Origin of the sequence: Leptolyngbya sp. FACHB-60 (assembly GCF_014695775.1) — a bacterium.
GTDB lineage: Bacteria > Cyanobacteriota > Cyanobacteriia > Phormidesmidales > Phormidesmidaceae > Nodosilinea.
Genome location: NZ_JACJOX010000077.1, coordinates 1 through 22,550, shown reverse-complemented (window position 1 = coordinate 22,550; position 22,550 = coordinate 1). Strand labels below are relative to the sequence as shown.

Annotated in this window: 15 protein-coding genes; 12 read left to right on the top strand and 3 right to left on the bottom strand. The window is 50.4% G+C overall.

Features of this window, described 5'->3' with window-relative positions; translation table 11 throughout:
• The first annotated feature begins 494 nt into the window (after positions 1-494).
• From H6F57_RS26230 to H6F57_RS26205, 6 genes are all read left to right on the top strand, one after another.
• The gene (locus tag H6F57_RS26230) at positions 495-923 is read left to right on the top strand and encodes a hypothetical protein (protein WP_190632181.1); all 429 of its coding nucleotides are present in this window, start codon (positions 495-497) and stop codon (positions 921-923) included.
• Between the two features lie 54 nt (positions 924-977).
• Positions 978-3,536, top strand: a complete 2,559-nt coding sequence (mobF, locus tag H6F57_RS26225) for a MobF family relaxase (protein WP_277874309.1) — start codon at positions 978-980, stop codon at positions 3,534-3,536.
• A gap of 12 nt (positions 3,537-3,548) precedes the next feature.
• The gene (locus H6F57_RS26220; protein ID WP_190632177.1) at positions 3,549-4,025 is read left to right on the top strand and encodes a hypothetical protein; all 477 of its coding nucleotides are present in this window, start codon (positions 3,549-3,551) and stop codon (positions 4,023-4,025) included.
• Positions 4,025-6,112 (top strand): type IV secretion system DNA-binding domain-containing protein, encoded by a 2,088-nt coding sequence (locus tag H6F57_RS26215; RefSeq protein WP_190632175.1) that lies wholly within the window; start codon positions 4,025-4,027, stop codon positions 6,110-6,112. Before H6F57_RS26220 ends, H6F57_RS26215 begins: the two co-directional genes overlap by 1 nt.
• Before the next feature lie 286 nt (positions 6,113-6,398).
• Positions 6,399-7,400, top strand: coding sequence for a CBASS cGAMP-activated phospholipase (locus tag H6F57_RS26210; RefSeq protein WP_190632173.1), 1,002 nt, complete (start codon positions 6,399-6,401; stop codon positions 7,398-7,400).
• Between the two features lie 2 nt (positions 7,401-7,402).
• Entirely contained in the window at positions 7,403-8,833 is a 1,431-nt protein-coding gene (locus H6F57_RS26205) for a cyclic GMP-AMP synthase DncV-like nucleotidyltransferase (RefSeq protein ID WP_190632171.1), read from the top strand.
• A 136-nt stretch (positions 8,834-8,969) separates the two neighbouring features.
• Here the strand turns inward: H6F57_RS26205 and H6F57_RS26200 are convergent, their stop codons facing one another.
• Both H6F57_RS26200 and H6F57_RS26195 read right to left on the bottom strand, forming a co-directional pair.
• Entirely contained in the window at positions 8,970-9,980 is a 1,011-nt protein-coding gene (locus H6F57_RS26200; RefSeq protein ID WP_190632170.1) for a restriction endonuclease, read from the bottom strand.
• Between the two features lie 254 nt (positions 9,981-10,234).
• A complete protein-coding gene (locus H6F57_RS26195) occupies positions 10,235-11,299 on the bottom strand; it encodes a PDDEXK nuclease domain-containing protein (protein ID WP_190632167.1) in 1,065 nt (354 codons plus the stop codon).
• A gap of 182 nt (positions 11,300-11,481) precedes the next feature.
• On the opposite strand from H6F57_RS26195, the gene H6F57_RS26190 reads away from it, so the two are divergent.
• The 4 genes from H6F57_RS26190 (at position 11,482) to H6F57_RS26175 (ending at position 16,311) form a co-directional block, all read left to right on the top strand.
• On the top strand, positions 11,482-12,462 hold the full coding sequence (locus H6F57_RS26190) for a tyrosine-type recombinase/integrase (RefSeq protein WP_199290059.1): 981 nt from the start codon (positions 11,482-11,484) through the stop codon (positions 12,460-12,462).
• 197 nt (positions 12,463-12,659) lie between these two features.
• Entirely contained in the window at positions 12,660-13,865 is a 1,206-nt protein-coding gene (locus tag H6F57_RS26185; protein ID WP_190632165.1) for an ABC-three component system protein, read from the top strand.
• Positions 13,862-14,362, top strand: a complete 501-nt coding sequence (locus H6F57_RS26180) for a three component ABC system middle component (RefSeq protein WP_190632164.1) — start codon at positions 13,862-13,864, stop codon at positions 14,360-14,362. The genes H6F57_RS26185 and H6F57_RS26180 overlap by 4 nt, the downstream gene beginning before the upstream one ends.
• Positions 14,363-14,436: 74 nt before the next feature.
• Positions 14,437-16,311, top strand: coding sequence for a DUF3732 domain-containing protein (locus H6F57_RS26175; protein WP_199290058.1), 1,875 nt, complete (start codon positions 14,437-14,439; stop codon positions 16,309-16,311).
• A gap of 360 nt (positions 16,312-16,671) precedes the next feature.
• Here H6F57_RS26175 and H6F57_RS27240 read toward each other — a convergent pair whose 3' ends face one another.
• Positions 16,672-16,911 carry a hypothetical protein gene (locus H6F57_RS27240; protein WP_199290057.1) on the bottom strand — a complete coding sequence of 80 codons (240 nt, stop codon included), beginning with the start codon at positions 16,909-16,911 and terminating at the stop codon, positions 16,672-16,674.
• Positions 16,912-17,892: 981 nt separating this feature from the next.
• Here H6F57_RS27240 and H6F57_RS26165 point away from each other — a divergent pair.
• Entirely contained in the window at positions 17,893-18,324 is a 432-nt protein-coding gene (locus tag H6F57_RS26165) for a hypothetical protein (RefSeq protein ID WP_190632162.1), read from the top strand.
• Positions 18,325-19,655: 1,331 nt separating this feature from the next.
• Positions 19,656-22,550, top strand: a 2,895-nt coding sequence (locus H6F57_RS26160; protein ID WP_242043005.1) for a hypothetical protein, incomplete at its 3' end; no start/stop codon positions are given.

Sequence of the window (22,550 nt, the reverse complement as noted above, 5' to 3'; positions counted from 1 at the left end):
CCTCCGCCGCCGTTTACCTGCTGCCTTTGTTGTGGGCGCGCGCGGGTTGGTGGCGAGGCTTCAACGTGCGGCGCAGTTTCTGCCCAGTCAGTACGTCGTGATGCCTTGCCAAGCTCGCGCACTTCGCCCGCAAGTCGATTTACTGCATCAGTAAGCGCAAGCGTCTCCCGCTTGCTGCCCCAGCACCGCCCAGCAAAGCTCCGTACAGCCTGAATCAACGGCGACCCCACAACGACAATCCCTAGCCCTGCAACTGCCCCTAGCCATCCGCCGAAGCGCATTCCATCGATGTAATCCATACCCCTCCAAATTTCGGAGGCGGGCTCTCGAAGAGAGCCCACCACACCTGACGCACCCAGTAGGTGCCTTTGGGAGAAGGCTAAAACCCTTGCAAAATAAGGAATTGAAGGCTGTCTACACTGTGTTTACAGCGTAGTGTCTACAAATCTGGAGACCTCCGGAGCGTGCGGGTTTACGCATGTAAACAGGTACAAATGCTCTTTTTGAAGGTGCTACATTCAATGGCAAGTGAGGATAAAACCCCCGCTATTAGCTTTCGCGTCTCCCGCGAACAGTATGAGCGCCTCAGAGAACTCGCCGAAGCGCGGGCGCGAGGCCGAAGAAACTACAGCGTTAACCTTTATGCAAAAGACCTGGTACTAGACACGCTTGAGAGTGTTTCATCGGGCGCAAGCAACACTCCTGAATTAACAGCCCTGCGCGAAGAAGTGCACGAGCTTGAAAGTCTTCTCCTTCAGATCGGCCGAAATCTTAACCGAGCAACTGAAGGGGTGCTTGCGTCAGTAGCAGGTATACCGAAACGGATCGACAGTGAGACTGACCCTGAGGTGACCACACGCCTTAAGCGGGAATATGTCGAATTGGCACGGGAGTGGGTCGCGCGAAATATGCCTATTACCTAGCGGCTTTAAGGGTTTCTCCTCACTGATTGTGCATCTCAGCAGTCGGTGAATTTTATGCTTACAGTCAGTTCCATGACGGCAGGTCAGGAGAACTACTATTGCCTACTGGCCCAGGAAGACTACTACCTTGCAGGGGGAGAGCCACCGGGTATCTGGCATGGCCGAGGTCTGGCTCACTTTGGCATATCGGGGGTTGTTGATAAGGAGCAGTTTAGGAATCTGTTTCGAGGATTCTCTCCTGATGGAGAGAGAAAACTTGTCAGTAACGCAGGAAAGAAGAACCACCGGTCAGGTGTTGATCTCGTCTTTAGCCTCCCAAAGAGTGCCAGCATTCTGTGGGGTCTTGGATCCCAATGGCACCGGCAAGAGATTCGCGATGGAGGACTATGCGCAACGAAGCGGGCGCTTGAATACCTAGAGGACTCTGCCTTTATTCGTCGTGGTAAGGGCGGTGTTATCAAAGAGAAGGCAAGCATTGTTGCTGCCATCTGGGAACATGGGACAAGCCGTGCCCAAGACCCTAATCTTCACTTCCACGCCACGGTGCTCAATGTTGGAGTGCGTGACGATGGGAAGACCTGGGCGCTTGAAACAAAGCCATTCTTTGAACGAAAGATGGCAGGAGGCGCACTGTTTCGTGCTGAGCTTGCGCACCAATTACGTACGCGATTAGGACTCAAACTCATTCGGAAGCGGAGCTGGTTTGAGGTGGATGGGGTTCCATCAGATCTAATTGAGCGGTTCTCGACACGCCGTAAGGAGATACTTCATGCACTCGGTATCAGCGACTTTTCACGGGAACACGGGACGGTCGTTGATGCCAAGCTTGCAGCGGTAGAGGCGGTACGAACGAGGAAGAAGAAAACCCTTGTTGCACGTGATGCTCTTCACAGAGCTTGGCACGAGGTGTGCCGCGAACTTGGATATGACCCGGCCCAATTAGCACCTCACTACGAGCGATATCAACGAACAGTTGAGGAGGATAAGCAAACGCTTTCCACTGTCATTGGGGACCTGACCCGTTGGGATAATAGTGAAGGTGAGCGGAAAAGTCTGCTTGCCCATGAAAGTTATTTTTCTGAACCACAGCTTGTGCGGCGAGTTGCAGAAGAAGTGCAGGTGCTGGGCATTGGTGCAGATGCAATCCTTACGGCAGTGGGAGAGTTTCTTCGATCAACAGGAGTAGTCGCACTCACTCGGGGGAGTCAAGAACTCTACACGACTGAGGATGTACTTAAAGTTGAACGAGAGCTGCTCGATAAAGCAGAAGCGTTACAAGCAAATCACACTCACAGTGCGAATCCGCGAGTAGTCGATCGTGTGGTTGCGTCTATTGCTCAAGAAGTTAGTGGCCGCAATCGGGCAAGTACAGAGCCTCGGGGCCTCAGTGATGAGCAGGAGCGAGCGCTGCGCCACATTACCGAGACTCCCCAGGGACTAGCGCTTGTTGTTGGCGCTGCTGGGGCGGGAAAGACGTTTATGCTCAACGCTGCGCGAATGGTGTGGGAGAAAGAAGGGTACCGCGTTATCGGAGCAGCAGTTGCAGCAAAGGCTGCGGGAGGGCTTAAGGAAGGTGCTCGTATTGAGCGCTCCATGTCGATTGCAAAACTTTTGAAAGAGATACAGCGAGGGAACCAGACTGTCTCTCCTAATTCAAAGGGAGAAAAGGGAATTTCGCTTGATAGTCGCACTATCCTCCTCATCGATGAGGCAGGAATGGTGGGCACTCGGCAAATGGCACAGCTTGTTTCCCACGTGCATCGTGCAGGGGCAAAGCTTGTGCTTGTTGGTGACCCTAAGCAGCTCCAACCTATCGACGCAGGGGGGCCATTTCCAGCGTTTCAGGATCGTTTCGGTGCAGCAGAATTACGGGAAAACCGTCGGCAAGTAGAGGAGTGGACCCGTGAGTCCGTTGACCTTTTCCGCACGGGGCATGCCGAGGCAGCGCTTGAGCAGTACGAGGCAAGGGGCATGGTTGTTGTTCGGCAAAACCGGATGAAAGCAATTGAGTCTCTAATCGCTGACTGGGCAATGGAGGCACGGCGAAACCCGCGCGATCACCTCATGATTGCAGCGACCAATGAGCAAGTGACCACGCTAAATCGTAGGGCACAACAGGAACGATTTCGGAACTTTGAGCTCGGATTGGGATTTCTTCGTGTAGGAAAAGAGCGGTTCCATGTTGGTGAACGAGTGCTCTTTACTGAGAACTCGTACCGGGACGGGGTGTTTAACGGCGACCTGGGAACGGTGAAAAAGATTAACCCTCTCGATCGAAAATTCACCATCAAGCTTGATAGTGGCAAGACCGTTGAAGTGAATGCAAATCGGTACAAGGGCTTAAAGCTTGGGTATGCCATTACGACCCACAAGGCCCAAGGGATGACGATTAAGCGCAATGCTTATGTGCTTGTAGAGAGCCTGATGCAGGAGCTTCAGCTGGTCTATGTGCAGGCGACACGGGCAAAGGAAAAGACCAAGTTTTACGTTGATAAATCGACCTACCAGCATTTCCGTACAGCAGCAAGTCAGGGGCGGGAGAAGCAGCTTGCGACCTCTGTTCTTAATGAAAGAAAAACACAGCGAAGGCACGAACAATCTTTAGAACTCTAGGCGGTAACTATCATGCGGCATGGTGTTATTTGGCTTCTGAAAATGATTGCCCTTGTGGGCCTCATTCCAATTGCAGTGGGAGGATATCGAATAGCAGATTACTACCTCTCCGATTCACTCCCTACTTCCATTGTTTGGTTTCTGAGTGTGTTTGCGAGTGTGCTCGCCTTACAGCTCTACAACCACTACCTCGGGGGTATGTTCTTTCAACTCGACATTGATAAGTCCATCCGCCACATCTGGATTGTGGTGTGTGTGGTGAAGTGGACCATCCTGTTTGGGCTTGGCGTTATATCCATTCCACTCTGTGTCTACTTTTCGTACAGCATCTTTCTTCATCAGGTAGGAACGTCTTCATTCTTAAGCTGGGCACTCGGAGGCTTTTTTGGATTTGGGATTTCGCTCGTGCTTCAGGAATCGCTCGTGGTGATGTACCGGAATGCAATCGCCGAGAAAGTAGGAACCGAGTACCCCCATCGGAGAAAGTGATGAACAAGATTATTTGGTCGTGCGTTTCGTTTGCTCTCTATGGATTGGTTGGTCGTGTTCTTTGGCAGGGAATTCATCCGGCAGCATTGCTTGTAACTAAGGGACTCACATTCCTTGGGTTTGAGTGGATGACTGAAGGGGGGATTATTCCGTTCTTTATTTACGGAGGGTATGCCCTGTGGGTGCTTTCGGTCGTGGGGTACAGCCTCACCTTGGTGCGGATTCGAGGGGAAGGTAAAGGGCTCGGATCTTGGCTCTTACTTTGCATTGGGGCAGGTGCTTTGGCGATGCTCTTCTGGGTACTTCCCATTGTGGGCGGTGTTCTTGTGTATCGGCTCGCGTTGTCTCAGTTGTCTGATGCGCCGCGATTAGCGGTGTTAGTCGGTATCATTTTTGGCGCAGGGGGAGTGTTTGGTTTTTTGGGGCCAATGGTAGTGCGGGTGCCTGAGCAGCCATCAAGGGAGTTTCATCTTCGGGGAAGTCACAAGATTGGTTTCTCCAAAGTGCGGCGGCTCCTTCAGAAGAGGGAGCGGTTTAGCCCCTTTTTGGGTGGCGTATATCTCGCAGTAGCAAGAGCTACCCAACACTTTCTCTTCATCGGGCGTACGGGGGCAGGGAAGTCGTTCAGTATTGATGTGCTTCTGTGGAACGTGCTTCCTGCTGTTGGGAGAGAGCCTGATCACCGAGCGCTAGTGTACGACCATAAAGGGGTGGCCACTTCCTTCGTGACTCGAATGGATGTGCCGTGGAAGCTTTTTAACCCCTTTGATATGCGGTCAGTGGCTTGGGACATCCAGGCTGATTGTGAAGATGAAGCCGGGGCTCGCGAGATGGCGGAGATACTTCTACCGCTTCGCAAAGATGCACAGCCTTTTTTCCCTATGGCAGCACAAGAGCTTTTTGTTGGGATTGCCATGACCTTCCTTACCAACGAGGAGACATGGGATCTGTTCGATGTGGTGAGCACGATGCGCGATCAGGAGAAGCTTAAAGGACTGTTAGCGCGGACGCCTGCAGGGCGTAATCTCATGGGGCTCTATTTTGAGATGCGTGAAGGTATTGAATCAAAGAGCGGCCACGATGTAAGAGCGACGGCGTTTACCTACTTAGGAAGGCTTGCCACGGTTGCTGCGGCATGGCGGAAACTTGGGGAGAAAAACGGCGCTATAAGCCTCCGGGCATGGGCGAACAACCGAGGCCGCGACAACTATGTGCTTATCCTCGGGCGCGCGAACCGAAACGATGTCGTGATGCAGGCAATGTATCAGCTCATTTTTGCGCGTGTGGTTCAGGAGATTGAAGGCCAGCGGGATTCAGTGAAGCGTAGAACTTGGGTAGTTTTTGATGAAGCATTTATGGTGGGGCGTTTGCCGAAGCTTGAAAACCTCCTTGTGTTTGGGCGCTCCAAGGGAGCGGTTGTTGTGTGGGGCTTTCAATCATGGCTTGGAATTGAAGAGTTGTATGGGCGAGAGCTAGCAAGCCAGATTATTGGCCAGTTCGGGCATTGTGGATTCTTCAGGATGGATGCTGATTCTGCGAAGAAGGTCTCCGACGCGATTGGGCAGCAGCAACTTGAGCGGTATCGGCAAAGCCGATCGGTGAATGGGAGTGATCGGAGTATATCGATCTCTCACCAGTGGGACGAAAAGACCGAGCCCTTGACGCTCCCCAGTGATCTGTCTGGGAAGCAGATGCAGAAGCCAGGTGTCGGGCTCCCCGGTTCTTATATGTCGGTTGACCTCGATACGGAGGTCGGGATGCTCTGGGAGCATACACTGTCGTCTTTGTGGGTCGGGTGGATGCGGCACCAGCTCTACGGTGAGCGGTTTCTCATCTTTCCTGCACAGCAGTCAAAAGAAGTGCCTGTAGAGCGTATTCCTTCTAACTGGGCAACGTCGGGGGACTGGGCGTTTGACGGAGAAGGAGGGGGTGCGGAGGATGGTGCGACGAGTATGAGTAGTGGTGAGGAGGGGCCTCCGGCAGCGTATCCACTTATTTGGGTGGAAGATGATGACGATGTCTCTGAAAGTGTGGAACTTGGTGAGGCCGATAGCGATGAGCCTGGGTATGACTTTCCGCCGATGTGAGTAGTTTTCGGCGGAATAAAGGTAACCATAGGGCGGCGTTGTCTTTATTTCTGAAGAGGGTCCGCTCACGTTGAACGGAAATGTTAAGCGGTATGTCGCCTGTGAACACTTGGAAAAAGTTAGTCATCAGGTTTACACAGGTTCCTACTAAGTAAGACCTACGCTAAATGGAGCATACGATAGCCGTTTAGCTGTGACAGCATAAGTTTTTAAGAAATATACTGGATTTGTTGGTATAGCTCTGCCTCATTTGAAATTGAGAGAGCTATAAATCCAGGTAATATGAATGAAAGATGGCATAGTTGATCAAAGAAAAAGACGTATTTTATCGGTAGATGGTGGAGGAATACTAGGAACATTCCCTGCTGCTTTTCTTGCTGGAATTGAAAGCCAGCTCGATAGACCCATTGGCGAATACTTTGACTTGATTACGGGTACCTCTACTGGAGGTATTATTGCTCTTGGCCTTGGGATGGGGCTACGAGCAGCTGATATCCTAGACCTTTATGAAAGGCGAGGCCCAGAAATTTTTGGACAACATCAGACCCCACTCCAAAATCTTCTCAACAATAAGCTGCGTGCTATACGCTGGCTCTATCAGCGAAAGTATAGCTCAGATAGCCTCCGCGCAATCCTCATTGAACTTTTTGGGGAGAAGCGTTTAGGTGAGGCTAAGCATCGGTTAGTCATCCCTGCGTGGAATCCGATTGCGCAGAGTGTCTATATCTACAAGACACCCCATCACCCACGGTTTAAGACAGATTATAAATCTCTCGTTGTGGATGCAGCTCTTGCTACCTCAGCAGCTCCTACTTACTTTCAGCAACACATCACACAAGAGAGTGTTGGTCTTATTGACGGAGGAATTTGGGCTAACAATCCTATTGCTGTTGGGGTTACTGAAGCTGTTGGAGTTCTCAACTGGCCTGGAGACCAAATCTCTGTATTGAGCTTAGGGTGTTTGGATGAGGTCTACACATTACCAAAAGCAGCGGGTATCGGCTCTCTTGGAACAAAACTCGTTTCCTTATTTATGAGTGGCCAGTCTCATGGGGCTATGGGAATCGCTAAGCTTCTCACCGGACATGAACATGAGCGAGAAGCTATATTTAGAGTCAATCAGGCAGTCCCATCAGGAATCTACTCCATGGATGGAGTGTCTGCAATTAAAGATCTGAAGGGCCTTGGCTTTTCTCATGCACGAGAGAGGTTCCCAAGTTTGGAGAAAGTTTTCTTTACTGAACTTGCTGAGTCCTTTGAACCCCTGTACACACTTCCTGAGAATTAGTCATGAAACTAACTGAGCAATTTGAGACTTTCCTAGAGGATGTCGTAAACCTCAATCAGACCCGGATAGGTAGACTGGAAGACCACGTCAAGGCCATTCAGGAATTCCTTGAGCCCAGTAGCTATGAGGCAACAATTATCAGATTTTCGCCTCAAGGGTCATGGGCACATCAGACAATTATCAAGCCGCAGCCTGACAAAGAGTTTGATGCCGATCTGGTGATGTTTGTGGAACGTCATCCTGACTGGCAGCCACAGGACTATGTGAACAATCTGTATACTCTGTTTAAATCCTCTGGAGTCTACGCAGATAAGGCAGCTCGTGGAAACCGCTGCGTTGTGCTCGACTATGCAGGCGACTTTCACCTGGATGTCGTTCCATGTGTTACTACGGATTACTACAGTCAGACGTTTGAGGTTTGCAATCGCAACGACAATGAATTCGAGGATGCAGCACCTGAAGCATACTCTGCATGGTTTGCGCAGAGAAATGAGTGGACGGGAAACAACATGCTCATTCACTCAGTGCGGCTACTGAAATACCTTCGAGATATCAAAGGTAGGTTTGGCGTTAAGTCAATTCTGTTGACTACCCTTGTAGGAAATATGGTTAAGGGTCTCGATTCCTATAATCGGGCTTTCTATTACCCAGATTTGCCTACGTCTCTAAAGACATTGGTAGATCGGCTGGATAACTTTCTTCAAGAGAACGAAGAAATGTCTCTAGTCGAGAACCCAGTGTTGTCCACCGAAACCTTTAACCGTCACTGGGATCAGGCGAAATACGATAACTTTAGAGACTGTATTCACCGGTACCGGGAGTGGGTAGATGATGCCTACGATGAAGAGGATGAGAACGAAAGTATTCGGAAATGGAGACGAGTATTTGGTGATGACTTTGCTAAAGGTGAAGTGATTGCAAGTGCTACCTTTTCAAGGGCCTTACTACTACAGACATTTCAAAGTCGTGATGTAGTAGCCGCAGTAATTTATCATGGGAGTGGCATCTTAGATGGGCTAATTTCGCCGAGGTTGCCTTATGTAGAGCGACTTCCTTGGCGGGTTGAGAATCAACTTAATGTGGCGTTGCGAGTTACAGAGGTTTCTGGAAGACGGCGCAACGATGACCTGAGGCTTCTTCGCTCTGGGGATGTGCTGGAAAAAGATCGATGGATTCGGTTTGAAGCATTTCAGGAAAATGGACTTTCCCTGTCAGTCAACAGCTTTGATGTACATTGGCAGGTTGTAAACACCGATCAGGAAGCGGCAATAGCAGATACTCTGCGAGGGGAGATCTATTCCTCTCATGATCCTGGCGTGCGGTGGGAATCAACCGAGTACCACGGAGCACACTGGGTAGAGGCTTTCGCGGTGTCTAAACGGACTCGGACATGTTGGGGAAGGAGCGGTCGGTTTTTCGTGGTGATCCAGTAACTATCGAGGGTGCTGCCAGGGCTACTTCTGCCAAGGCTCTGCCCAGGCGTCTCTCGATGGCTTCGATATGTTCCAGTTGACTCATGCGCGTGCTCGTTTGTTACCTATTCTGTCGAGGGAGTGCTGTATCGGGCCACTATTCATCAGATCGTTGCAGCACCTCTGGCACGTAGACTCTCTTTAGCGGCAGGAGTCCCTTATACCGCGAATCGAATTGCTCGTAGTGTTGGAGCACAAGTTCCACTAACTCGTTGCCATCGATGAGGCGGAGGTTACTCTTGCCGAGGGCAAAGGACACCGCCTGCTTAGTAAAGGTGCCCAATGTGACGATGAGGCCAAACTCGCCGGGGCCGACGTTGCCGTACAGAGCAGAGGCAATGGGGTTCCCGATGCTTCCCTCATTGCTCTTGACCTGCACTTTGATGATGGGTGGCTCGAAGCCTAGTTCATCTTTATGGGCTATGATATCGACGCCGCCATCGGGGCCGGGTGGGCTTACACGAGTGCGGTACCCCATGGTGCCAAGTAAGTGGGCAACGAAGTCGGCAAAGTCATGGCCCTTTAATTCTTGGGCTAGCTGCTTCAAAATGAAGTCGCGGGTAGTTTGCTCGATTTCATCAGCAACGATCGGAACGGTTTCATCGTCAGTGCCTGCTTGTGGTGCTGGAGCACCTTGAATGGCTGAGATAAACTCCTCTGCGTAGGACTTTACCTGGAATAAGCTCATTGCTGAGCCTATTTCGTAGAGAGCTCCTTGGGAGAAGCGGGTGCGAGGAACGCTTTTTAACCACTTCACCTCGTGAAGGTGAGGGTATCCAGGCTCGATAGTCGGGTCGTATTGATACGGGCCTGTAACTTCGCCGATGTGAATTTCGCGATCGCGCTTTGAAGGGTAAATGATGAGGTCACCCAGCTTTATCTCATGGACGAAGCGGAGGAGCTGGCCTGCATTATTGGGAATCGCACCAGGCTTTTTCTCGGGGTAGGTTTCCGCAACGCGGGCCTTAAACGCTTCTCGGTCTGGAGGAAGAGAAGTGAGATCACCTACTTTTGACCAGCCAACGGCCACGAACTTTTTCTTGAGAAACAGGGTGTCTGCATCACCAGTTTTCCCCGCATGTATGCCCCAGATAGTTACGTCGCCCATAAATGAATGGCTCTGCTACAGATAGAGATTATCGAAAGTGAATTGCCCTACGGTTGGGATCTGTGGTCTGAGAATACGCCTCCAACCCCCACTGTTGTAACAGTCATGATGAAAAATGGGCCAGGAGGTATTGTCGATTGGTGAGCAGCAAGTAGAGGGTACGCGCGTAATACTCGCACCACTGGTACGAGTGCCGGATGGGTGAGAATAAGCGTTAATTGGCCAACAGCCTGTTGGCCAATTAGAAAAATGGGCTAATCGTCGGGAGATTGCTCGTCCTCTATCTCTTCGATAGCAGTGCTCAGTTCTATCTCAAACTGTTCCACCGTAGGCAGGCTGCTCTGAATATCTGGGGGAAGTTGGCCCTGGGTTTGAAAGGTTGAAACTCCTATCGGCTGTTGGGTTCCCTGGAGCGCATATTCCACAATGGTTTTGTCTTTGCTTCGACAGAGAATAATGCCGATCGTAGAGGCATCACGTTCGGTGCGCATGAGGTTATCGACCGCAGCAACGTAAAAGCTCATTTGGCCTGAGTGCTGCGGTTCGAACTCGCCCATCTTAAGATCCAGCACCACATAGCAGTGGAGCTTTACATGGTAGAAGAGGAGATCGAGGCGATACTCTTTATCACTCACCACAAGGGGATACTGACTGCCTAGGAAGGCAAAGCCCATACCGAGTTCGAGAAGAAAATCGCGGATGTGATCAACGAGTCCACGCTCAAGTTCTCGCTCTTGTGCATCTTTGCTGAGGGTGAGGAAATCAAAGTTGTACGGGTCTTTGAGGAGCTGCTGTGCGAGGTCAGATTGAGGGGCAGGGAGCGCTCGCTCGAAGTTGGTGACAGCACTACCTGTTCGTTCAAAGAGGCCGCTTTCGATCTGCATCTCAAGGATGTTTCTGCTCCAACCGTTTTCAACAGTTTGCTGGACGTACCAGAGCCGTGCCTCCGGATTTTTTACCTTCTCTATAATGCGGATGTTGTGGCTCCACGGAATTTGGCCAACAGCCTGTTGGCCAATTTGCTCCTCGGTGTAGGCCTCGGCAAACACCCGCATTGATTTGAGATTTGAGCGAGAGAAGCCCTTGATATCTGGGAATTCGCGCTTTAAGTCCCGAGCTAAATGGTCAATGACCTTACTGCCCCAGCTTGCCTGCTTCTGCTTGGCTATGATCTCTTGCCCAATATGCCAGTAGAGAAGGATGAGTTCTTGGTTAACAGCGAGGGCTGCTTTGACTTGCGCTGTGCGAATGCGCCGCTTTAATCCATCAAGAAAAGCAGTGTAGTTGCTATCTAACGAGAGGGGGGACTCTTTCGGCATGAAGAAGACTATAGCAGGAGACTAGGCTTCATACTGCCTATGCAAAACGGATCCAATAATCTCAAATAATTATTTTGGATCCAACCCTCCTATCCATAGCTTTTCTATTACATAATTCCTTTTTATGTCATAGAATAAGCGCTGACTAATACACGTGATCTCAATGCGTTAGAGGATCCATTTTGAGTAACCTCATTCGACCCCCGAGTAGTTCGCCTGTACTTTTGGGCAGTGAATTTCTCTTGCCAGCGATCTTGGGCCGGGCCGGTGAGCGAACTACTTACCGTTACCTTGAATTTTTCACGGCTGGGATCCGAAACCCGAACACCCGGCTGGCGTACTACCGAGCCCTTACCCGTTTCTTTGATTGGCTTGAGGAGTGTTATCCCGGACTCGAACTCTACCAGGTGAATTCGATCATCGTTGCGCAGTACGTGGAGATTCATCCAGGGTCTGCGCAAACGAGGAATCAGCATCTCTCTGCCATTCGCTCGCTCTTCCGGTGGCTGGTTACTGGTAGTGTCGTGCCTGAGAACCCAGCTGGAGAAGTGCGTGGGGTGAAGCATCGAGTGAAGCGTGGTAAGACGCCGGTGCTCAGCGATGACGAGATGAAGGAACTCCTCTCAAGTATTGACACCGACCACATTGTGGGCCTGCGCGATCGGGCACTGATTGCGGCGATGTTTTTTAGCTTTGCTCGCATCGGTGCGGTGCTTGGGATGAATGTTGGTGACTACTTCTCAAAGGGCAAACGGTACTGGTTCCGGCTCCACGAAAAAGGTGGCAAGTATCATGAAGTGCCGGTGCACCATACCGCTGAAGAGTACCTCGACCTCTATATGGATGAGGCACATCTCCGGGACGAGAAGACTACTCCCCTCTTCCAGACCGCACCTCGCCGCTCTCGAACGCTTACTGGTGTTCGGTTACAGCGCCAGGAAGCCTGGGCGATGGTTAAGCGCAGGGCGCTTGCTGCTGGTGTCAGTACCGATGCGTGTAATCACACGTTTCGTGCGAGTGGTATAACGAACTTCTTACGCAATGGCGGTAGTCGCGATAATGCCCAGAAGATCGCAGCGCATGAAGATATCCGGACGACAGCGCTGTATGACCGGCGAGAGGATACAATTTCGCTCGATGAGATTGAACGAATTCGTCTCTAGGTCCATCTGGTACAAAATGTTAAACCCTATTCCTAATTGGGTTCTATAAAACATATGTGGGGAGATAGAACTTTGGCTTACGTAGGAATGCTTCCCTTCTCTTTGTCAGAAGACATCTGAACAGGCGATGAGATAGATGAAACACTGTACAAGCGCTTGCCAAATTCTAGAGTTGTCTGCACCGCAGGGAGACTCAGGTGACTGACGACTTGCAAAATACGGTGGATTTCTCTGCTACCGACGCCGCGCTTGGATATTTTTACCAAGCTCGCTTAGCTCTATTGTCATCTCTTCAACGCCTTTCAAAGGATGCGGTGTTTGCCGTTTATCTTGAGACTCTTGACGACGTTGTGTTTGATAATGATGGTTCTCCCCTAGAGTTGTTGCAACTGAAGCACCATCGTGAGCATTTAGGAAACTTGACTAATGCAAGCCCCGATCTTTGGAAGAGCTTACGCATTTGGATGGCGGGTCGAGCAAATGGTGATATACCCTTAGATTCACATTTGTACTTGATTACTACGAGTAGTGTTAGCAGTGGCTCTACGGCCAGCTATTTAATGTTGAATGAGCGCAATGAAGCTGAGGCGGTTAAGCGGTTACAAGAAACAGCGGCTACATCTACTAATCAGACAAATGAACCTGCATATAATCTTTTTAGAAACCTCTCACCTAAGGAACATGCAGCACTTGCTAGCTCAATAGTCATATTTCCTAATACTCCCGATATTGCTGATGTTCATGAATCACTCCGTGTTGAGGCCCGCCATGCAGTTCGTCGCAATCATCTTGATTCCTTCCTCTCAAGGCTTGAGGGATGGTGGTACAAGAGAGTTGTTGAACAACTAATTTCTCCAAATACTTCTCCGATCCTCAGTGCTGAAATAGAAAGTAAAATCGACAGCCTTCGAGATCAGTTTAAGGAGGATTCTCTTCCAGTGGATCGGGATATTCTCGATGCCGAGGTTGACGCCGAGATCTATGAGAGCGCTGTTTTTGTGCAGCAGGTAAAGCTTACTGGCATTGGAACCAAGCGCATCTTCGCTGCTATAAGGGATTACTATCGTGCCTTTGAGCAACGGTCTCGATGGGTACGTGAGGATCTGCTCCTTATTGGAGAGCTGGACGATTACGAACAACTCTTGCGTGAAGAATGGGAGCTACAATTTGACCGACTTTCTGATGAGCTAGGTGAAGCTGCTGCTGAGGATGCTAAGCGCGAGGCAGCTAGGAAAATATATGCTTGGGTCGAAGATAGTTCTTTCCCCATTCGCCCCCAGGTGCAGCATCCAAGTATGACAAGAGGTTCATTTCATATCTTAGCTGACAGTCTTCGGGTTGGATGGCATCCCGAGTTCATGCACCGCCTGCAACGGGTTCTTGAACCACAAGGGGTCTTATGAGTACTTCTTTGTGGCCAGAGAGACCAATTGAACAAGCGCGACTTCTAAATCCAGCATTTCTTGCTTCACTTATTTGGGCATGTGCTGATGGGTATGGAAGTGTTAACGAACAAGGAATGCCATACCCATTGCTGTTTGTTGCTATGCCAGTAATCCTTCACAAGGTCACGCGAGAAAATTTACCACGATCAATCAGCACATCTCTAGCAGCTTGGATTGGAGAGAATCCACACGTTCATGTTCGCTTTACTGAACGGGCAATATCATTGGTACCACTTCTCAAAGAAGGGGTATTATTTGGTGCTAACGGTCAAATAATTGAGGTTTCCAATTCTTTCATTATCGCGGCCCCTCGACCTCGAACAATGACGCGCTTTTTAGCCCAATCTTCGGATGAAGTGAGAACCTGCATGTTGAAAGCTAAGTTCGTTGGTAAATGGTTTGCTTCCAACGGTGACTATGTGACTGTTATGGCTCTCTGGGGGGTTGCACCTTGAGTATTCAGATACTTGATATTGTCCTATATTCCAGACGCGGTGAGCGGCGTGTCTTATCGCTTCGCCCTGGGAGAATGAATATTATTACGGGTGATTCAGAAACTGGTAAAACGGCTCTTATTCATGTTGTAGACTATTGTCTCGGAAGTTCATCATGCAATGTTCCTGAAGGAATCATTCGGAACAGCGTGCTTTGGTATGCGTTGCGAATCACAGATGGTTCCGCAGAGCATTTCATTGCGCGACGCGCACCGGATACTGGCCGAGCTAGCAACTCGGGCGTCTACTATTTGGTAGGTTCAGCGATAACTATTCCTGCTATAAACGAAATCTCTGTTACGACTAATATTGATACTGTTGTTGCAAGAATTAAAAATGTCACTGGTCTTGCACTCAGCATTCATGAGCCTCCCGAGGGACAGACTCGGTCACCAATTACTGCAACGCTTCGACACGCGCTCGCGTTCTCATTTCAGCCTCAAAATGAGATTAGTCAGCCAGGCTTTTTGTTTCACAATCAGGGCGATAATTGGACGGCACAGGCGATCAAAGATACATTGCCCTACTTTTTAGGAGCTGTAGATGACGACTACGTTGCTAATAAGGCGCGACTAAGAGCGCTGCGCCAACAACAGAGAGATAAAGAGCGCACTTTATCTCGATTAGAAGCTGTGGCTGATGGCGGGCTCAGTGAAGCGGCAAACCTACTTACAGAGGGACGAGCCGCAGGGCTTTTGGAGCCAGATTTGGCACCAGATTCCTGGGCGTCAGCTGTTGAAACGCTACAAAGAGCGGCAACTGCTTCACCCGAGGAGCAACTCATCCGCTACGAGCAAAGTTCGGATCAAGAAGAGCTTACAAGACTAAACGATGAGCGAGCCAGTTTGCGCCAGCTACTAACTCGGTCTCAAGACGAACTCAGTGCTATGAAAGCACTGCTTTCTGAAGAGAATGGTTACACCCGAGAAATTACTGAGCAGGTCTCGAGGCTAAGAAGCCTAAATCTTTTCACGAATAATTCAGACACGCCGTGCTGTCCCCTGTGTGATCAGCCTACAACAGAGCTCCTTCCATCAACCGAAACGTTATCAGTAGAGCTGGATCGAGCATCGGAACAACTCGCCCGCGTTACAAGGCATACGCCAGGCTTAGCAGCATTAATAATTGAGCAAGAGCAGCGGATTAGCGACACAAAGGGACGTTGGCAGGAAAATCGAAATGCTCTCGAAGCCTTACAACGCAATGATGATAGGTTAATGCAACTACGCGATGGAGCTTCTCGCCGAGCTTATGTGCTTGGGCGGATAAGTTTGTTTCTTGAAACCCTTCCGCAGGTTGCTGATAACTCTGAGCTTCGAAACGAACTCGCCCAACTTCAGCAGGACATTGAGCTGTTGGAAAGAGATCTTAGTGATGAGATGATTCAAGAGAGACTAGATTCCATTCTGTCCTTTATTGCTCGATCTCTAACTGAATGGGCCGAGCGACTTGTGCTTGAGCATCGAGGAAACCCATTCCGCTTGGACCTTCGTCATTTACAGATAATTGCAGATGTAGCTACTGGACCTATACGGATGGACCGTATGGGGAGCGGTGCTAATTGGTTAGGCTGTCATCTCATAGCTCATCTTGCTTTGCACTCGTGGTTTGTCCGTAAGTCGAGGCCGGTTCCACGTTTTCTATTTTTAGATCAACCTTCGCAGGTGTATTATCCTGCCGAGGAAGAGGTTGAAAGCTCGCTGAGAAATATTGAGAGTGAAGACAGGTTAGCAGTTCTAAGAATGTTTGAACTTATACGTGATGTTGTGAACGAACTTCATCCCGATTTTCAAATCATTATCACAGAGCATGCTGATATTGCGGAGGATTGGTACCAGGAAGCTATAGTAGAGCGATGGCGCGATGGAAATGCTCTTATCCCTAGTAGCTGGATATCCAATGAACCTTAATCAAATAAGGGTGGAGACATTCTAAAAGATGTTGATCATAAGCGTTAATTATTTCTAAGTAGTGAACGTGTTTGAGGAAAGTAAATTGTTTCTTGTTTATATAAGGACAATGTTCTGATCCTGAATGCTCATTACCTTACTGCTTAAATCTCACTACTTGGTTCTCGGGCTGTACTTTCCAGCACTCAGCTCCCGTTCCTTTAACGATCGTCTGATCAGCACGAATAATCACGCACCGTGCTGATGCTGTTCCTTTAGTAGTAAGTTGAACGTAGAGCATGAAGCCGCTAACAAAAGCGGCTACAGGAGCAACGCACCAGGCGAGGCGCTTCCATCGAATACGTGGTTTATCTTTCATCATCATCGGGCCTCACAGCCAAGACCGTCGGCATCGCCATCAAAGCCATGTGGGTCATCGCCTGTAACAGTGAAGTTGCGGTGGGTGATGTCAGGGCAGTCGAGATCTGGTGGTGGTGAGGGAATGCAGACGTTGGGATATGATGGGTCGCAGTCAGTGCCCGTAGCCTTGATGAGCTGCTGGTTTACTGTTGTAAGAACAATGGGATTACCGGAACTAGGAGCAGCTCTTTCATAAGGCATAGGTGGATTTGCGCTTAGAGTGCCCGCTTCTTCTGCTTCTGCGGCACTTTCAATGGCGCTTCATGATTACGTAACGAATCTTGCCGGTAGATATGGCTTAGCCCAGGCGTTTTATCCTAATCGGTCGCTTCTTGCATGATGGTTAGCGATAGGCATAGGTGCCATAGGGGAGGCTCAAACGCTCGATGTGGAAGCATTACGCTTCCTATATCGCTCTATATACTGCGTGCTCACTACACCATCAAAAGGGATGTTTATCGCTATACCTTGCACTATGGCGTCGTTGCGCATGAGCTGCTCGATAGCCCCGCTCTCTCTCCACGAACTAAGACTCTCTACGGCGGAGCGCTAATTTCAAGTGGTTAGAAAAGGCATGTGGCTCTTCGGTGAGCGGGTAGAAAGTGCGCTAAAAGACCATATTTAAGCGCGATCGCCACAGTCCATCTCCTATGCTCTTTACCGATCGATTGGCGCGATCACGCCAAGTGCGCTCCCTCTCCTCCTTATGGGTGGCCAGAGAGAAAGCCCAGCTTGCCCTCCAGCGCCTAGCGAAATCATGGAGCAATAACGCTACCTAATGTCGCGTTGTTAGAGCCACGTGGAAGGTCCACAAGACTATGGCCAATAGTCTACGGAGTGAATGGACTGGGAATGCTAATCAACATCAAGTTTGAAAAGCACAAATGATTCTGGATTCCAAGCACGATCCCCTTTTTCCAGACGGGGTGCATCTCAGTTTTTTAAGTCTTGACTTGAGACAAACCCTAGAAGCGCTTATCTGGCAGGGCTTGACATCTGAGTGCTTATACTCATTTGCACCCAATGGAATGCACCCATGCCAAACTTTAAAAAGAGAGCGCTAGATCCGGAACTTGAATTCCTGTGTTGTTAAATAGAATAGCTCTTGTAAACGTCAAGCCCGATATCCGGGGTTGTTTACAAGGAATATGACACCTTGCTGTATATTTGGAGACAATTTCAGTGGATCCTGCAACTCTAACTGCTTTTTTGGTCCCTTTTCTGCCCTACCTGCTCAAGACAGGATCGGCTGTTGCAGATACGGCCAGTAAACACTTCAGTGAGACAATGGGAACGACTCTAGGCACTCAAGCCTATGAAAAGGCTAAAGCGTTATGGTCTAAGTTGCAGCCTAAAGTAATTTCAAAACCAATGGCTAAGGGTGCTGCTGAGCAGCTAGCCCAAACTCCGGATAATAGCGAGGCTCAAAAACTTCTTATTTCTCAACTTAAACAGCTCTTAGCCGAAGATAAGACTCTGGCAGCAGAGATCCAAGAAATGATGAGTGAAGATGAGGAAATGGTTTCACAGGTTATTACTAACACCATTACTCAACAAACCAAAGGCGACCATAACAAAGTCATTGGTGTTGTCCATGGTGATGCACATCTCTAAACCTCTCTCGATAAGGCATTTAAGCTAGTTAAGAGTTAATGACATCTTCCCCGCCTTCTCCTCTGCAATTATTACAAGCACATCTGGCAAAAGCGACTGCGATACCAGGATGTCAGGTAATCATAAAGCGAAAAGAAAAATCAGTATTAGAAATTTTTCTGGAGACACCGCTTTTGCCTAAGAGCAAAGTGGAAAAAGAGCAGTTAATAAGTAGACTGCTTAGGGTGCTTTTATCTCCACAATTATCGGTGCTGTGTAGAGTCGATATTGATGCACGACATCCAGAAGATGTGCAGCATCGCTGGAAGTATTCGGTCGATTTGGCGCGATATCGAGAGAAGCAAGGGCAAAAAAATCAAACTAAGACAGCCTCTTCACCACCTGAGATCATTACTACAAAAACAGAGATTCACCAAGAGAACACAGGTAACTACAATAAAACAATTGGCACTGTTGGGGGAGATGCCTATTTAGGGGATATTATTCATCATCACTACAATCGGCCTGAGTTAACCAAGCACTTTCAGGTGCCAGAGCTCCCTGATAAATATGTTGATAGACCAGAGGTGACCCGCCCTCTTAAAGCCCAATTACTTAATTCCATTCCTGAATATCAACGGACAATAGTAACAAGTGCCATCCAGGGGTTAGGGGGGATTGGTAAGACCACGCTAGCCCTGGCAATGGTTCATGAGAAAGATATTCAAGATTACTTTGCTGATGGTATTTTTTGGGTGTCATTAGGTCGAGAACCCAATCTGGGAGCACTCTTGAAATCTTGGCTGGAAGCTTTAGGAGACTATCAATACTCAACTCAGGATTTGAAAACAGCCTCACAGCGCCTAAATAGCTTGCTAGAGGAGAAGCAAGCCTTATTAGTGATTGATGATGTATGGCGCACGAGTGATGCCAACTTGTTTGCAGTAGGTGGGCCTAAGTGTAAGGCTTTAATCACCACTCGGGATGACGGAATTGCGCAAAAGCGCGGCGTGCCGTTTCATCTAAAGGTGATGGATCAGGCAAAATCGCTAGAGTTATTAGACATACTCTTGCCAGATTGTGATGTGCTTGGCGCTAATCGTGAGCTGGCAACAGCCTTAGCAGATCGTCTAGGAGGTTTACCCTTAGCCCTTGAATTAGCGGCTGGGTTAATTAGAGATCGTTGGCAAATCAGGGGTAAAGCTAGCTTCGAGAGGGTTATAGCTCAACTAGCCGATGAAAACAGTCGGCTGAAGGCGCTAAAAGAAATTGGTAGTGAACTGGATGATCCGAATGTAGAAGAGCTGAAACGGTCTAATTTGCTAGCCTCGCTCAACCTTAGTATTGATGCATTGAGGGAGGCTGACCCAACGGCCTATGAACGATTTATCTGGCTAGGGGTGTTGCCAGAAGATACCAGCATTACCCCGCAGATGGTAACAACGCTATGGAATGCTAAAGAATGGCAATCCGATGAGACGCTGATCTTGCTACGCAAGAAAGGGTTACTAACGCCGAGCCAGCACCAGACCTATCGTCTTCATGACTTATTGCATACGTTGGCTCGGCTTTTAGTGCAGGCTGCACCCAAAGAGAATGCTAACGCTCTGCTTCCGCCCGGACTGGGGTTAAAGTTCAAGGATGCTCATGCTCAATTGCTTAGCCGCTACGCTCAGCAGCAAGAAACGGTTGGGCAATGGCACACACTGCCGACCCAGCCTGCTGATGGCTATATCCATCGACATTTAGTGTGGCATCTAGAGCAGGCGGATCAGATCGATGAGATTCATGCCTTACTGGGTGAAACCAACGAGACTGGCAAAAATGGCTGGTATTCAGCCCGTGAGCGGCTGGGGCAGACTGCCGGGTTTATCAATGATGTTAGTAAAGCCTGGACGTTGGCAGATCAGGCCGCAGACAAAGACTTGAGCCCCGAGAGTATCGTTTGGCAATGCCGCTATGCCTTAGTCATTGCTTCGTTGAATAGCTTGTCTGATATTCCAGGATCCCTCTTAGTCGCCCTAGTGAGAGCAGAGTTCTGGACTCCAGAACAGGGGCTCACCTATGCACGACAGTTAACTGACCCTAAAAAAAAGGCAAATAACTTAAATGCTCTGGCTAACCTTTTGCCCTCGCAATTGTGTCAAGAAGCTTTGGGCGAAGCCCTAGACGCGGCCCAAGCGATTGGGGATGATTCGTTTCGAGCCGAGGCCCTCTCGGCCTTAGCGGGTAAGTTGCCAGATTCCCTGTTGCCCCAAGCCCTGGACGTGGCCCAATCGGTTGAAACTGATTGGGCTCGAGCCTATGCCCTCTCGGCTTTAGCGGATAAGTTTCCAGAGGTGATGCCCCAAGCTCTGGAGGCGGCCCAAGCGAATGGGGGTGATTGGGCTCGAGCCTATGCCCTCTCTGCCTTAGCGGATAAGTTTCCAGAGGTGATGCCCCAAGCCCTGGAGGCGGCCCAAGCGATTGGGGGTGATTGGTCTCGAGCTAAGGCCCTCTCTGCCTTAGCGGATAAGTTTCCAGAGGTGATGCCCCGAGCCCTGGAGGCGGCCCAAGCGATTGGAGATGAGAGGTCTCGAGCCCAGGCCCTCTCAGCCTTAGCGGATAAGTTGCCAGAGGTGATGCCCCAAGCCCTGGAGGCGGCCCAAGCGATTGGAGATGAGAGGTCTCGAGCCGAGGCCCTCTCGGCCTTAGCCGATAAGTTTCCAGAGGTGATGCCCCAAGCCCTGGAGGCGGCCCAAGCGATTGGGGATGAGCAGTCTCGAGCCAAGGTACTCTCTGCCTTAGCGGATAAGTTTCCAGAGTTGATGCCCCAAGCCCTGGAGGCGGCCCAAGCGATTGGGGATGAGCAGTCTCGAGCCAAGGTACTCTCGGCCTTAGCCGATAAGTTGCCAGATTTCCTGTTGCCCCAAGCCCTGGAGGCGGCCCAAGCGATGGGGGGTGATTGGTCTCGAGCCGAGGCCCTCTCGGCTTTAGCGGATAAGTTTCCAGAGTTGATGCCCCAAGCCCTGGAGGCGGCCCAAGCGATTGGGGATGAGCAGTCTCGAGCCGAGGCCCTCTCGGTCTTAGCCGATAAGTTGCCAGATTTCCTGTTGCCCCAAGCCCTGGAGGCGGCCCAAGCGATGGGGGGTGATTGGTCTCGAGCCGAGGTACTCTCGGCCTTAGCCGATAAGTTGCCAGATTTCCTGTTGCCCCAAGCCCTGGAGGCGGCCCAAGCGATTGGGGATGAGCAGTCTCGAGCCGAGGCCCTCTCGGCTTTAGCCGATAAGTTTCCAGAGTTGATGCCCCAAGCCCTGGAGGCGGCCCAAGCGATTGGGGGTGAGCCGTACCGAGCCGAGGCTCTCTCGGCTTTAGCCGATAAGTTTCCAGAGTTGATGCCCCAAGCCCTGGAGGCGGCCCAAGCGATTGGGGATGAGCAGTCTCGAGCCGAGGCCCTCTCGGCCTTAGCCGATAAGTTGCCAGATTTCCTGTTGCCCCGAGCCCTGGAGGCGGCCCAAGCGATGGGGGATGAGCAGTCTCGAGCCTATGCCCTCTCGGCCTTAGCCGATAAGTTGCCAGATTTCCTGTTGCCCCGAGCCCTGGAGGCGGCCCAAGCGATGGGGGATGAGCAGTATCGAGCCTATGCCCTCTCGGCCTTAGCCGATAAGTTGCCAGATTTCCTGTTGCCCCGAGCCCTGGAGGCGGCCCAAGCGATGGGGGATGAGCCGTATCGAGCCCAGGCCCTCTTGGCTTTAGCGGATAAGTTTCCAGAGTTGATGCCCCAAGCCCTGGAGGCGGCCCAAGCGATGGGGAATGAACAGTCTCGGGCCCAGGTACTCTCGGCCTTAGTGGATAAGTTTCCAGAGTTGATGCCCCAAGCCCTGGAGGCGGCCCAAGCGATTGGGGATGAGCAGTATCGAGCCAAGGTACTCTCGGCCTTAGCGGATAAGTTTCCAGAGTTGATGCCCCAAGCCCTGGAGGCGGCCCAAGCGATTGGAGATGAGAGGTCTCGAGCCCAGGCCCTCTCGGTCTTAGCCGATAAGTTGCCAGATTTCCTGTTGCCCCAAGCCCTCGAGGCGGCCCAAGCGATTGGGGATGAGCAGTATCGAGCCAAGGTACTCTCGGCCTTAGCCGATAAGTTGCCAGATTTCCTGTTGCCCCAAGCCCTGGAGGCGGCCCAAGCGATGGGGGATGAGCAGTCTCGAGCCCGGGTCCTCTCGGCCTTAGCGGATAAGTTTCCAGAGTTGATGCCCCAAGCCCTGGAGGCG

Coding starts and splice junctions, on each gene's coding strand:
- H6F57_RS26230 (WP_190632181.1), top strand. CDS start 495: ATGCTCTTTTTGAAGGTGCTACATTCAATGGCAAGTGAGGATAAAACC.
- mobF (WP_277874309.1), top strand. CDS start 978: ATGCTTACAGTCAGTTCCATGACGGCAGGTCAGGAGAACTACTATTGC.
- H6F57_RS26220 (WP_190632177.1), top strand. CDS start 3,549: ATGCGGCATGGTGTTATTTGGCTTCTGAAAATGATTGCCCTTGTGGGC.
- H6F57_RS26215 (WP_190632175.1), top strand. CDS start 4,025: ATGAACAAGATTATTTGGTCGTGCGTTTCGTTTGCTCTCTATGGATTG.
- H6F57_RS26210 (WP_190632173.1), top strand. CDS start 6,399: ATGAAAGATGGCATAGTTGATCAAAGAAAAAGACGTATTTTATCGGTA.
- H6F57_RS26205 (WP_190632171.1), top strand. CDS start 7,403: ATGAAACTAACTGAGCAATTTGAGACTTTCCTAGAGGATGTCGTAAAC.
- H6F57_RS26200 (WP_190632170.1), bottom strand. CDS start 9,980: ATGGGCGACGTAACTATCTGGGGCATACATGCGGGGAAAACTGGTGAT.
- H6F57_RS26195 (WP_190632167.1), bottom strand. CDS start 11,299: ATGCCGAAAGAGTCCCCCCTCTCGTTAGATAGCAACTACACTGCTTTT.
- H6F57_RS26180 (WP_190632164.1), top strand. CDS start 13,862: ATGAGTACTTCTTTGTGGCCAGAGAGACCAATTGAACAAGCGCGACTT.
- H6F57_RS26175 (WP_199290058.1), top strand. CDS start 14,437: ATGAATATTATTACGGGTGATTCAGAAACTGGTAAAACGGCTCTTATT.
- H6F57_RS27240 (WP_199290057.1), bottom strand. CDS start 16,911: ATGCCTTATGAAAGAGCTGCTCCTAGTTCCGGTAATCCCATTGTTCTT.